A 12,593-nucleotide genomic window follows, 5' to 3' on the forward strand; every position below is an offset into this window, starting at 1 on the left:
GGCTGTACCGAACTCTTCTCTGCGTCACACGGCGGTTCTGGGATGTCAGTGATGTTTGTTTAAGGCTCAGGGCACAGTGAGTCATGAATATGTGTGTCTACAGCACTACAACCCGTCCTTCGCGGGCGCTCAGGCACGCGGCGTCCATGATCTGCGCTGACGCGATTGCATCGTGAGGGTTGACCGGGTTGCTGCCCTGCTCGTCCACTGCGCGTTGCAGTTGCTGGTAGAACTCCAGCCAGCAGCCACGCTCCGAGGGCACTCGCTCGCGATGATCACCCTGTTCGAACCAGCCCCAGCGCCGATGCTCTTCGACGCCCCAGCGCTCGCCCTCGGACCGTGGCGTCAGCCCGGCAAATGCCGCGTCTTCCTGGCCGTCCAGCCCGTCGACGCTGTAACAGCCTTTTGATCCGCTGACCCGAAACCGTGGTTTCGGGCTGCTTTGCAGGCAACTGCCGGACAAATGCGAGACCACTCCATTGGCATGGGTCAGCGCGACGAAAAACGTGTGATCCAGCTCTTCCTCGGCGGCGGCGAAGCGCAATTCGCCGTACACCCGCTCGACCGGTCCGAACAGCACCAGCGCCTGATCCACGAGGTGACTGCCCAGGTCGCGCAGCATGCCACCACCGCTCGCCTTGCCCACGGAGCGCGGCGAGTAGCGCTCGATACTTGATTCGAACCGACTGATCTCGCCCAGCGCCTGGTTGTCGATCAGTTTACGCACGGTGAGGAAATCGGAATCCCAACGCCGGTTCTGATAAACGCTGAGCAACACGCCACGCTTTTCGGCAGCCTCCACCAGTTCACGCGCCTGCGCGGCGTCATGGGCAAAGGGTTTATCGCTGACCACCGCCACGCCCAGTTCGATAGCCTCCAGAATCAACGCTCGCCGTGATGCCAGTGGTGTGGAAATCACCACCACATCGACCCCGGCAGCCACCAGTTCGGCCAGCGTGTCGAAGGTCGCAACGCCGGGATGATCATTGGCGACATCCTGCTTTCGTTCAGGTGAACGGGTCACCACGCCTGCAAACGTGGCACCGGGCACACTTGAAATCAGCGTCGCGTGAAAGTAACGCCCCCCTTTGCCGTAGCCCACCAGCCCTGCTCGCATGGATATCTCCTGTGGTCCATGAACCTCAGGCCGTAGCCATCGGTTGTGTATTCACTGCCACTGTATCAGCGCAGCAACTCGCTTTTGACCCGTTCGAGCATGAATCGGCTTGACTCATCGGCACGCTCTTCCCAGGCAAATACGGCCACCGTGGCGATACCGTCAAACTTGATGTCCCGGAGCGTCGAGAAAAATGCCTCCCAGTTCACTTCGCCCTGCCCGATGTCCAGATGCTGATGCACCGTAGCCGTAACGCCGGGCGGGTTGACGATGTAGCGCAGGTTGGAAGAGGCCCGGTGATTATAGGTGTCGGCAATGATCAGGTGCGTGAGTCTGTCGCCTGCGTAGCGCAGCATGGAGGCGATATCCCCCACGCCATCATCGTAGAAAAAAGTGTGGGGTGCGGCGTACAGGTAGTTGATCCAGTCGCGATCAAGCCCGCGAATGATGTCTACCGACTCGTTATTGCGCTCACAGAAGTCATAGGGATGTGCCTGAATATCGAGCTTTATACCTTCGCGCTCGAAATGCGGCATCAGTTCGTCCATCGATTTCATGAACTGGTTCTCGCAGACCAGCGCATGATCGGATTGCCCGCTGAACTCGGTGTTCATCAGGTCGCAGTCCATTTCCACCGCCACCTGGATGGCACGCTTCCAGTTGCGCACGGCGGCAATGCGCAGGTCTTCATCGGGCGCAGCCCAGTGGTACAGCGGCAGCAACGAGGAGAGTTTCACACCCGCATCGCTCAGGGCCTTGCGAAACTCCCGGATCCTCGCCCGGTCCACGCGTGGGTATTTGTAAAACGGCATGAAGTCTTCGCGCGGTGAAAGTTCGATGTAGTCGTAACCCAGCTCTGCGGTTTTATCGACCATCGCCCCGAGGGACAGATGGCGGTACATGTAGGGGTCCAGTGCAATGCGCATGATGCCTCCCTTTTATGCTTGTCGAGAGATGTCTCGGTTGCCGTAAAAATGTCAGGCATAGAACGCCGGACGCGTAGCGAGGCTGATCGGCACCACGGCACCATTGTTCTGCGCCAGCACGCAGGCATCGGCGGCCACAGCGGCGGCATAACCGTCCCAGGCTGAGGGGCCGTTGATCGTCCCGGCTTTGACGCCGTCGATGAAGTCCTGCAACTCGACGTCGTAGGCGGCAATGAAACGGTCTTTCCAGTCCATCAGAATCGCGTTGGACAATTTGGCTTCGCTGCGCAACTGCACCTGAGAAGGCTCGGGCAATCTGGCAATACCGCTCTCGCCGACCACCTCACACTGGATGTCGTAGCCATACTGGCAATTGACAAACACTTCGACGTCAATGCGCGTGCCTCGGGCGGTTTCCAGCATCACGATCTGCGGGTCTTTCATGTGCGCGAGGGCTTTGCCGGTCTTGCGCGGGAACACGACCTGTACCGACACATAGTCATCGTTGAGCAGCCAGCGCAGCACATTGAGCTCATGAATCAAGGTGTCAGTGATCGCCATGTCGGTCTTGTAGTTCTCGCCCACCCGCGGGTTGCGGTGGGCGCAATGGAGCATCAGCGGCTCGCCGATCTGGCCGCTGTCGATCACCGACTTGAGCGCGCGATAGCCCTGGTCATAAGGGCGCATGAAACCCACCTGCACCAAGCGCCTGCCACTGGCAATTTCGGCTTCGACAATGTGCCGGCAGCCTTCGGCAGTGACGGCCAGCGGCTTCTCGCAAAACACCGGCTTGCCGGCAGCAATCGCCGCCAGCACGTACTCTTCATGGCTGGGACCCCAAGAGCAGACCAGCACCGCCTCGACATCCGGCGCGGCAATCAATGCGTGCCCATCGGCATACACTTCGGCGCTGATGTCCAGATCACGCACCACGTTGGCGGCCTGTTCGAGATTGATGTCGGTGACGGCCACCACCTGACTTCCGACCAGTGTCTTGCTGCAACGGCGGATATGATCCTGACCGATTGCGCCTGTGCCGATCACGCCGAGTTTCAATGCCATGTTCAAGTTCCTTTTTTTATTGGATGTGGCCTTTATTGGATGTTGCCGTGAACGGGTCACGGGCGCTGAACGATAAAAATGATCAGTACTGACGCGCCTTGGCCAGCTCGCGGTTGAGTTTGTCGTACACCTGAGCGGTGGTGCCGGTGGTCGAGACTTCGGCGACACCGACCCGCCACCACGACAGGTATTTATGAATCATGGTCTTGGGCAACACTTTGATGTCGATCAGCGTCGAGACGGTCTGAAGCCGGGCATCGGCAAGCGCCTGGTGCAGTTGCTCGGCGGTGCTGACCTTGTAGGTCTTGCAGCCATAGGCTGCCGCGCTCATGGCGAAATCCACCGGCACGAAGTCACCGTCGAGCTTGCCGGTTTCCGGATTGCGGAAACGGAACTCGGTGCCGAAGCTGTTCATGCCGTGCTCCATCTGCAGGTTGTTGATGCAGCCGAAGGTCATGTTGTCGAGCAACACCACGTTGATCTTGCGCCGCTCCTGAATCGAGGTCGTCAGCTCCGAATGAAGCATCATGTAGGAGCCATCGCCGACCAGCGCGAAAACTTCCCGGTGCGGCGCCGCGAGCTTGACGCCCAATGCGGCATTGACCTCATAACCCATGCACGAGTAGCCATACTCAACGTGGTAGGTATCAACGCCGGTGCTGCGCCAGGCCCGCTGCAAATCGCCCGGCAGGCTGCCTGCGGCGGCAACGATGACCGCGTCGGTAGGCAGGCTCTGGTTGAGAATGCCCAGCACGCCGCTCTGGGTCAGGCACGAACCGGTCAGCTCGATGAAGTCACGCAGTACGGCCGGGTCCATGTGGTCGTTGATTTCCGGGACGAAACCTTCGCTTTGGTACTCGACCGCGTAAAGGCGGTCGACCTCGGCGTCCAGCTCGGCACGCGCCTTTCGCGGGGCGTCGCCCCAGGCAGCGCGGTAGTCGCTGGTCTGCAACACTTCGCCCAATGCATGCAAGGCGAACTGTGCATCGGCCAGCACCTGCACACCGTCGAGTTTCTGCGCATCGAAAGCACCGATGTTGATGTTGAGAAACTGCACATCCGGGTTCTGGAACAGCCATTTCGACGCCGTGGTGAAATCGCTGTAACGCGTGCCGACGCCGATGATCAGGTCAGCTTCCTTAGCCAGCCGATTAGCGGCCACCGTGCCGGTTTCGCCGATCCCTCCCATGTTCAGCGGGTGCGCCGAAACGATGGCACTCTTGCCCGCCTGGGTTTCTGCAAAAGGGATGTCAAAGCGCTCGGCGAAGGCTTGCAGCGCATCGGCCGCGCCCGAATAACGCACCCCGCCGCCACAGATCAGCAAGGGTTTGCGCTTGCCCGCCATCAGTTTCAAGGCATCGTCGAGCATCGCCTTGCTCGGCGGGCGACGATCTATACGGTGCACGCGTTTTTGCAGAAAGCTGTCCGGGTAGTCGTAAGCCTCGGCCTGCACGTCCTGAGGCAGCGCCAGTGTTACCGCGCCCGTCTCGGCCGGATCAGTCAGCACGCGCATGGCATTGAGCGCCGCACTCATCAGTTGCTCAGGGCGGTTGATGCGGTCCCAGTATTTGCTCACGGCCTTGAACGCATCGTTGGTGCTGATACTCAGGTCATGAAACTGCTCGATCTGTTGCAGCACCGGGTCAGGCTGGCGGCTGGCGTAGACATCGCCCGGCAACAATAGCAGCGGAATACGGTTGGCGGACGCCGTTGCCGCAGCAGTGATCATGTTCGCCGCGCCCGGCCCCACCGAGGAGCTGCACGCGTAGATCTTGCGGCGCAGGTGCTGCTTGGCAAAACCGATGGCGGCGTGGCACATGCCCTGCTCGTTACGGCCTTGATGAACCACCAGATCGCCGCTGTCCTGCTCCAGTGCCTGCCCCAGGGCGAGCACATTGCCATGGCCAAAGATGGTGAAAATGCCCGCGACGAACTTGCTCTGCACGCCGTCGACTTCGACATACTGATTATCGAGAAACTTCACCAGGGCCTGAGCCATGGTCAGTCGGGTTGTACTCATGTTCGCACCTTGTTCTTGTTTGAGGTGGCCAGGGTTTGAGGTGACCTGACGACTGAAATCAAATCAGTGACGCTGCGAAACGGCCCGTGACAAATGCGCCATGCTTGCCGAGATCGCCTGTGGGATGTCTTGCAGCGCATGAACACTTTCGGCGAACGGCTCGAACGACAGATGCCCCGTATAGCCGCTGTCCAGCAACCGTTCGATCTGTGCGGCATTGCCCAGAATGTCAGCCTCCCCGACCAGCACGCGGTGGCCGTCGCGAATGCTGTTGAGCGGCGCCTGCGCATCCTCGACGCCGGAGATATGCACCAGCCCGGTCAGTTCCGGAAACAGCTCGACCTCACCGGCCAGGTGGTGATGAAAGGTGTCATGAACCAGCCGGTAGACATCCAGCCCGCCGACGGCCTTGATTGCATCAACGGCCTGGCGCTTGAGGCGCAACGAGCATTCTTCAAAGCCCAGCGGCTCGACGAACCCCAGGATGCCGTGTTCACGAAGGATCGGTGCCAGTGCAGTCAACGCCGTGCGCAACCCGGCGGCACGCTGCGCGCTGTTGCGTGGGTCGGCACGGTCATTGAGCGGGCACAGCACCAGCCCTTTGGCACAGCAGGCACGTGCGTATTGCGCCAGCTTCGTGGCTTGGGCACTGCGCTCGTCATTCCAGACATCGAACGGGTACAGCGCGTTGATCGAAAGCACCTGTACGCCTTTGGCAGCACACAGATCAGCGACGGCCTCAGGCACGGTGCCGTCTTCGATCTCGATGCCCTTGAGGTCGTTGCGGATCTCGATGGCATCGGCACCCAGCTTCACAGCCAGATCGACAAACTCCTCAAGCGACAGGCGCGGCGCGACCATTCGGTTAAGGGCGAAACGCAGGGGATGACTCATTGTTATTGTTCTCCGCACATTCCATTGATGAAGACTATTTAGCGGTCGGCATGCTGAATTCCGGCCCTTTGGCGATACTGTCCGGCCAGCGCTGCATGACGCTTTTGTAGCGGCTGTAGAAGCGCAGCCCCTCTTCGCCGTAGGCGTGATGATCGCCGAACAACGAGCGCTTCCAGCCACCAAACGAATGCCAGGCCATCGGCACCGGAATCGGCACATTGATACCGACCATGCCCACCTTGATGGTCCGCGCGAACGCACGCGCCACGCCGCCATCGCTGGTGAAGCACGACACGCCGTTGCCGAATTCGTGGGCGTTGATCAGTTCGACCGCGCTGGCGAAGTCCGCCACATGCACGATGCCCAGCACCGGGCCGAAGATTTCTTCCTTGTAGATCTGCATCTGCGGCGTGACGTTGTCGAACAGCGTCGCCCCGACAAAAAAGCCCTGTTCAGCACCCGGCACGCTGAAATTGCGCCCATCGACAATCAGCTTCGCACCTTCTTTTACGCCCTGATCGATGAACCCTTCGACCTTGGCCTTGTGCACGGCAGTGACCAGCGGACCCATGTCCGAATCGGCCTGCATGCCATTGCCGACCTTGAGCTGATCGATGCGTGGCAACAGTTTGTTGATCAGTTTCTGGCCCACGTCGCCCACCACTACGGCAATGGAGATGGCCATGCAACGCTCGCCAGCCGAACCATAGGCTGCGCCGATCAACGCATCGGCGGCCTGATCCAGGTCCGCATCGGGCATCACGATCATGTGATTCTTGGCCCCGCCCAGCGCCTGCACGCGCTTGCCGCGGGCCGTCCCCTGCTGATAGATGTACTCGGCAATCGGCGTCGAACCGACAAACGAGATGGCTTCTATGTCCGGATGTTGCAGCAAGGCATCGACCGCCACCTTGTCGCCCTGCACCACGTTGAACACGCCATCGGGCAGCCCGGCCTCTTTCAACAGCCGTGCCATCAGAAGGCTGGCAGAAGGATCGCGTTCGGAGGGCTTGAGAATGAAGCAGTTGCCGGTCACCAGCGCCATGGGGATCATCCACAGCGGCACCATGACAGGAAAGTTAAACGGTGTAACCCCGGCGCAAACGCCCAATGGTTGACGCAGGTTCCAGTTATCGATACCGCCACCAATGTTGTCGCTGAAATCACTTTTCAACAGGCTTGGCGCACCGCAGGCAAATTCGACGATTTCGATACCGCGTACCACTTCGCCGCGCGCATCGGACAGCACTTTGCCGTGCTCGCGGCAGATGATCTGCGCCAGCTCATCGTGGTGCCGGTCCAGTAGCTCTTTGAACTTGAACATCACCCGCGCGCGGCGCAGCGAAGACTGATCGGCCCAGCCAGGAAACGCTGCTCTGGCCGCTGCAACCGCTTCATCCACCGTCTTGACGCTGGCCAGTGCTACACGCGCCTGAACCGTGCCGATGGCCGGGTTGAAAACGTCGCTGTAGCGCTGACCATCGCCGTCGTTTACCTGGCCGTTGATGTAATGGCCGATCACCGGTGACTCGCTCATTGGCATGACTCCAAAGCAAAAAGGGGATTAAAGATCCAGCAGCCAGCTGTGCTGCGGATCGTTGTGGAACTGCCACGCACGGGTCGGGCCGGCCATGACGTTCAGGTAATACGATTCGTAACCGTAGGGCACCGAAACCGGGTGGTAGCCCTTGGGCACGGTGACCAGGTCGTTGTTTTCCACGGCCATGGCCTGATCGATGCTGCGGTCGTCGGTGTACACACGCTGAAACACGAAGCCCTGCGGCGGGTTGACCATGTGGTAATAGGTTTCCTCGAGAAAGCTCTCGTGCGGCAGGTTGTCTTTGTCGTGTTTGTGCGGCGGGTAGCTGGAGGAATGCCCGGAAGGCGTGCGCACCTCGACCACCAGCAGCGAATGCGCCGGTTCGCTGTCTGGCAGGATGTCGCACACGTAACGGGTGTTGGCGCCTTTGCCACGTACGCTGCGCTTCATGCTGCCGGGCATGATCAACCGCGCCGCAAGCTGTTTGCCAGCATCGCCGGGGGCACGGCAGACACCCAGATGCGCGGGCCCGCGAGCGACCAGCCCGACCTGACTGTGCGGTGGCAGGTAAACCGCGAACGGCGACTTTTCTTCGAATACCGACTGCCGGTCACCGATGTTCTCCCAACTGAACGCGCCCTGCCCCGGCGCCTCGCCAGTGACACTGACGTGCCCGCCGAGCAGCACCACACACAGCTCGTCTTCTTCGGCGCTCAGAGACAAGCGCTCGCCCCCCTCCAGCCGATAGGCCGCGAAGCCAACGTATTCAAGCGTGCCTGGTGCGAGCGCCACGATGTCGCGGCCCTGGGGTTTGCTTTTGGTCAACAGACTCATGGTTCAATCCTCCTTATCGCGCATCGGCCATCAGTTGGCGCAAGGTGTCATAGCCTTTTTTGGCGTACACGTAACTGGGCGCTACCGCCGGGTCCTGTTCGGCCTCGACCACCAGCCAGCCGCTGTAACGGGCCTGCAACAACACCTTGAGCAGCGCCGAAAAATCGATGTCACCATCGCCAGGCACTGTGAAAGTGCCGTTGATGATGCAGTCCGGAAAGCTCCAGAGGTTGTTGCGCGCAAGCTGCACCACCGGTTTGCGCACGTCTTTGAAATGCACGTGACAGACGCGTGTGATGTGTCTGCTGAGTACCTGCAAGGGCTCGCCACCGCCCATGTAGCAATGCCCGGAATCGAACAGCAGCCCGACTTCATCACCGGTCAGCGCCATCAGCCTGTCGATGTCCTGCGGTGACTCGACATAGGCGCCCATGTGGTGGTGATAGGCCAGACGCACCCCGCGTGACAGCGTGAAACGCGCCAGTTCAGTCAGTTTGTCTGCGTACTCGCGCCAGGCCTGATCGGTGTGAAAACGCGGCCGTTCGACCAGCGGGATACGCTGACCCTGAATGGAATCGGCCACTTCGCCATACACCAGCACCGACGCGCCGTTTTCGGCGAGCAACTGCACATGTGGGGTAATGGCCTCGATCTCTTCGGCCACGGATCGCTGCGCCAGACGGCTCGAATACCAGCCGGAAACCAGCGCCAGGTCATAGGGCCGCAGCACATCACCAACGCCTTTGGCGTCCTTGGGGAATTTGCCGTTGAGCTCGAAACCTTCGTAGCCGATGGCTTTGCCTTCGCTCAGCGCGGTGCTCAAAGGCGTTTCTCCGCCGAGAGCCGGCAAGTCGTCGTTGCTCCAGGAGATCGGATTGATACCGATGCGGATCTTGGGCATGGAAGCTGAAACAGGCATGGCTGCACCTTTTTATTATTACTGCGTTTTGTAGTTATCGCGTTCTGTAGTTTTCGCTGAACCAATCAAAAACGCTTCAGGCGCGGCTTTCGCGCCACGACTCGATCAGCCAGTTGAACGTCCCTTGCACCCGGCTGACCAACGCCGCGTCGTCGATTTCACCGGCCATCCAGGCCCGGCTTGGCTCGCGAAAGATCGTCCGGCCCACGGCAAAACCTTTGCAGGTATGGCTGTGACGAGCCTGTGCGAACCCTTCAGCCAACTCTTCGACTGGCGCATTGAGACCCAGCAGCACCACGCCACGGCAGTAAGGGTCGCGCTGTTGAATCAGCTCGTCCAGTTGCTGCCAGACGTCAGCCGTCTGCGCCTCGATCTTCCACCACGCCGGGTAGATACCGAGGTTGTACAGGCGCTTGACTGCACGGACCATCACATCCGGATGAGGCGACGGGTGATCCTTGGGCGGGATGATTTCCAGCAGCAGTTCGTGGCCGCTGACTTTCGACGCGTCGTACAGCGCCTTGATCTGTGCTTCCTGTTCCAGACGCAGCATCGGTTCGTCGTCAGGGTGATATTGCACCAGACACTTGATGATCTGCTCCTGCGGCCAGTTGATCAGATTGCTGCCGATGGAGCGGCCGTGCTCGAATGCCAGCGGCCTTGAACCCTGCACCTCCACCGGGCGCGCGATCCACCAGCCTCGTCCGGTGGCCGCATTCAACGAATCCTGGCCGAAGCGCTGATCGGCGAGCAGGCCCACGTCGGCTTCAATGCCCCGTTTGCGCAAATCGGCTTCCACCCGCTCGACCGCTTGCACGAACAGTTGCTTGAGCTGGCTGATGCTGCTCAGATCACGCCCGGCCTGCTGCGCCAGTTCGACCAGTTGGCCGCGGTGATCGAACGCAAAGATGAACAGTTGTTTCCATTGTTTGCGCGCCACGCTGACCTGATGCAGGCGCTGCAAGGCGACATCCTGATCAGGACGGGTGATCGGCTCAGGGCTATTGAACAGGTAATCGAGTTCGGCAGGCGTCGGCATCGCCGGGGCGCACGCATGGCGCGAGACCACCAGACCGCCGCAGGCATTGGCCAGTTGGCAGCAACGCTCATCACTGGCATCGTTGAGCCAGCCGCTGAGGAAGCCGGACATGAACGCATCGCCCGCACCCAGCACATTGAGCACTTCGACCCGTACGCCTGGGTAGATCGCCCCGTCTTCAAGTCGCGCCGGGATGGCGCCGTGAATCACCGTACAACCTTGCGGGCCGAGCTTGACCACCAGCGTCGCGGCGGTCAATTCACGCACGGTGCGCAGCGCGGTCAGCAGATCAGTGGCGCCACCGGCGATCTGAAATTCTTCTTCGGTGCCGACGATCAGATCGAAGCGCGGCAGGATACGTTGCACGTGCTGGCTGACCTGTTGATCAGCAACGAAGCGCGTCTCACCATCGGCCTTGCCCGCCAGGCCCCAGAGCACCGGGCGATAGTCGATATCCAGGACCCGTTTGACGTTGTGCTTCTCGGCATACTCCAGTGCCTGGCTGCTGGCCTTGAAGACCTGATCGGTCGAAAAATGCGTGCCGGTTATCAGCAACGCCTTGCTGGACGCGATCTGTTGCTCGTCAATGTCTTCGGCGCGCACGGCCATGTCGGCGCAGTTTTCGCGGTAGAACACCAGCGGGAATGTTTCGCGATCTTTCAGTCCCAGCAGCACCATGGCGGTCAGGCGTTCAGGATCGCGCTTGATGGCGCTGACGTCGCAGCCTTCCCGCGCCAGTGACTCGATCAGAAAGCGCCCCATGTGGTCATCGCCCACCCGGCTGAGCATGGCAGTTTTCAACCCAAGCCTGGCCGTGCCGAAGGCGATATTGGCCGATGAACCGCCAAGGTATTTGGCGAAACTGGAAACGTCTTCAAGTCGTGCGCCGACTTGCTGCGCGTAAAGATCGACGCCCAGGCGTCCGAGGCAGATCAGATCCAACTGACGCCCGGTGGCAAAGCGAGTCTGGCCCATGGTGGCTCCTGTTATTTTTATCAGCCTGGAGCACGCACATCTGGATGCACGCGCTACCTTTTGTGAATGCAGCCTAAAACGTCACGCGGCATCAATCAATATTTATTCTATAATTATTTTTAGTGGAATATTTTTTCTACATGGCTATTCATGAACTGTCACAATGTGCAGGCAGGTGCTATATAGTCGCCCGCGCTGCTGAACACAGCCTCTATCATCAGGGACACACCTCTGCGTGCCCCCGAAAAGAACAAGCAGGAAGGATTTGAATATGACCAGCACCGAGGCGAGTGTCGACATGCCGCCCAGCAGTGCCGAAGGTTTGCTGCGCTTGATCACCGACGAGTACGACAGCCTGCCCCGCCAGCTCAAGCGCATCGCCAGCTACATGAGCCAGCAGAGCGACCGGATCATGGTCGACCGGATCAGCGATATCGCCCGTGAATGCGAGGTTCATCCGTCCGCCATCGTGCGCTTTTCACAACGCTTCGGGTTCAGCGGCTTCAGCGAAATGCAGGCGCTGTTTCGTGAGGCTTACACCCACAAGACCACGCCGGTACAGAATTACCAGCAGCGCATCCGCAGCATGATCGCCAACAAGTCGCAAAAGGCCAGCGCTGGCGATCTGGCCCGTGAATGCGTGGACGCGACCTTGTCCGGGCTGGAACGCCTGAGTGCCGAGCTTGATGACGGCGAGTTCGAAAAGGCCGTGGATCTGGTGGTCAATGCCGACAACATCTACGTGGTGGGTGTACGACGTTCTTTCGCAGTGGCGGATTATCTGGTTTACAACCTGCAACACACCAACAAACGCATTCACCTGATTTCAGGTCTGGGCGGCAGTTATCGTGAGCAGATGCGCAGCGTGCGCGCCAATGATCTGGTAATCGCGATCAGCTTCACGCCTTACGGCAAGGAAACCCAGCACTGCCTGCGCATTGCCCAGCACCATCAGGCCAAGACCCTGATCATCACCGACAGCAACCTTTCGCCACTGGCCAAGCGCGCCAACTCGGTGCTACTGGTCAACGAAGGCAGCTCATTCGCCTTCCGCTCCCTGAGCGCGACCCTGTGCCTGTGCCAGGCGCTGTTCATCGCCGTGGCGTATCGGCTGGAACTGAAGGTTGACGAGATCCATGAGCAAGTCGGGTTTGATGATTGAAGGCGTCGCCCCCGTCGCTCCCACAAGGGCCACAGGGCCAGTCTCGCAGCACACCAAAATCCATGTGGGAGTGAGCCTGCTCACGAAGGCGCCAGTACATCCAAT

Annotated in this window: 10 protein-coding genes; 1 reads left to right on the forward strand and 9 read right to left on the reverse strand. The window is 60.0% G+C overall.

The window, feature by feature from the left end:
- Positions 1 to 97: 97 nt before the first annotated feature.
- The 9 genes from ABJ99_RS15800 to ABJ99_RS15840 form a co-directional block, all read right to left on the reverse strand.
- On the reverse strand, positions 98 to 1,117 hold the full coding sequence (locus tag ABJ99_RS15800; RefSeq protein WP_054086598.1) for a Gfo/Idh/MocA family protein: 1,020 nt from the start codon (positions 1,115 to 1,117) through the stop codon (positions 98 to 100).
- A 65-nt stretch (positions 1,118 to 1,182) separates the two neighbouring features.
- The gene (locus ABJ99_RS15805) at positions 1,183 to 2,043 is read right to left on the reverse strand and encodes a sugar phosphate isomerase/epimerase family protein (protein ID WP_054086599.1); all 861 of its coding nucleotides are present in this window, start codon (positions 2,041 to 2,043) and stop codon (positions 1,183 to 1,185) included.
- A gap of 51 nt (positions 2,044 to 2,094) precedes the next feature.
- Complete coding sequence (locus ABJ99_RS15810) at positions 2,095 to 3,105, reverse strand: Gfo/Idh/MocA family protein (protein WP_054086600.1); 1,011 nt, start codon at positions 3,103 to 3,105, stop codon at positions 2,095 to 2,097.
- Between the two features lie 82 nt (positions 3,106 to 3,187).
- Positions 3,188 to 5,125, reverse strand: a complete 1,938-nt coding sequence (gene iolD, locus ABJ99_RS15815) for a 3D-(3,5/4)-trihydroxycyclohexane-1,2-dione acylhydrolase (decyclizing) (protein WP_054086601.1) — start codon at positions 5,123 to 5,125, stop codon at positions 3,188 to 3,190.
- Between the two features lie 63 nt (positions 5,126 to 5,188).
- Positions 5,189 to 6,019, reverse strand: a complete 831-nt coding sequence (locus tag ABJ99_RS15820) for a TIM barrel protein (protein WP_054086602.1) — start codon at positions 6,017 to 6,019, stop codon at positions 5,189 to 5,191.
- A gap of 34 nt (positions 6,020 to 6,053) precedes the next feature.
- Positions 6,054 to 7,556 carry a CoA-acylating methylmalonate-semialdehyde dehydrogenase gene (locus tag ABJ99_RS15825; RefSeq protein WP_054086603.1) on the reverse strand — a complete coding sequence of 501 codons (1,503 nt, stop codon included), beginning with the start codon at positions 7,554 to 7,556 and terminating at the stop codon, positions 6,054 to 6,056.
- 27 nt (positions 7,557 to 7,583) lie between these two features.
- Positions 7,584 to 8,393: a 5-deoxy-glucuronate isomerase gene (gene iolB / locus ABJ99_RS15830; RefSeq protein WP_054086604.1), complete on the reverse strand. Its 810-nt coding sequence runs from the start codon at positions 8,391 to 8,393 to the stop codon at positions 7,584 to 7,586.
- Between the two features lie 13 nt (positions 8,394 to 8,406).
- A complete protein-coding gene (gene iolE / locus ABJ99_RS15835; RefSeq protein ID WP_054086605.1) occupies positions 8,407 to 9,312 on the reverse strand; it encodes a myo-inosose-2 dehydratase in 906 nt (301 codons plus the stop codon).
- A gap of 76 nt (positions 9,313 to 9,388) precedes the next feature.
- On the reverse strand, positions 9,389 to 11,326 hold the full coding sequence (locus ABJ99_RS15840; RefSeq protein WP_054086606.1) for a bifunctional 5-dehydro-2-deoxygluconokinase/5-dehydro-2-deoxyphosphogluconate aldolase: 1,938 nt from the start codon (positions 11,324 to 11,326) through the stop codon (positions 9,389 to 9,391).
- 271 nt (positions 11,327 to 11,597) lie between these two features.
- Here ABJ99_RS15840 and ABJ99_RS15845 point away from each other — a divergent pair, with 271 nt between their 5' ends.
- Positions 11,598 to 12,488 carry a MurR/RpiR family transcriptional regulator gene (locus ABJ99_RS15845; protein WP_054086607.1) on the forward strand — a complete coding sequence of 297 codons (891 nt, stop codon included), beginning with the start codon at positions 11,598 to 11,600 and terminating at the stop codon, positions 12,486 to 12,488.
- The last annotated feature ends 105 nt before the right edge of the window (positions 12,489 to 12,593 follow it).

Origin of the sequence: Pseudomonas syringae pv. cilantro (assembly GCF_001293775.1) — a bacterium.
Taxonomy (GTDB): Bacteria; Pseudomonadota; Gammaproteobacteria; order Pseudomonadales; family Pseudomonadaceae; genus Aquipseudomonas; species Aquipseudomonas syringae_P.

What these genes read in the sequence shown, in the direction of transcription:
- ABJ99_RS15800 (WP_054086598.1), bottom strand. Translation starts at nt 1,117, where the DNA reads ATGCGAGCAGGGCTGGTGGGCTACGGCAAAGGGGGGCGTTACTTTCAC.
- ABJ99_RS15805 (WP_054086599.1), bottom strand. Translation starts at nt 2,043, where the DNA reads ATGCGCATTGCACTGGACCCCTACATGTACCGCCATCTGTCCCTCGGG.
- ABJ99_RS15810 (WP_054086600.1), bottom strand. Translation starts at nt 3,105, where the DNA reads ATGGCATTGAAACTCGGCGTGATCGGCACAGGCGCAATCGGTCAGGAT.
- iolD (WP_054086601.1), bottom strand. Translation starts at nt 5,125, where the DNA reads ATGAGTACAACCCGACTGACCATGGCTCAGGCCCTGGTGAAGTTTCTC.
- ABJ99_RS15820 (WP_054086602.1), bottom strand. Translation starts at nt 6,019, where the DNA reads ATGAGTCATCCCCTGCGTTTCGCCCTTAACCGAATGGTCGCGCCGCGC.
- ABJ99_RS15825 (WP_054086603.1), bottom strand. Translation starts at nt 7,556, where the DNA reads ATGAGCGAGTCACCGGTGATCGGCCATTACATCAACGGCCAGGTAAAC.
- iolB (WP_054086604.1), bottom strand. Translation starts at nt 8,393, where the DNA reads ATGAGTCTGTTGACCAAAAGCAAACCCCAGGGCCGCGACATCGTGGCG.
- iolE (WP_054086605.1), bottom strand. Translation starts at nt 9,312, where the DNA reads ATGCCTGTTTCAGCTTCCATGCCCAAGATCCGCATCGGTATCAATCCG.
- ABJ99_RS15840 (WP_054086606.1), bottom strand. Translation starts at nt 11,326, where the DNA reads ATGGGCCAGACTCGCTTTGCCACCGGGCGTCAGTTGGATCTGATCTGC.
- ABJ99_RS15845 (WP_054086607.1), top strand. Translation starts at nt 11,598, where the DNA reads ATGACCAGCACCGAGGCGAGTGTCGACATGCCGCCCAGCAGTGCCGAA.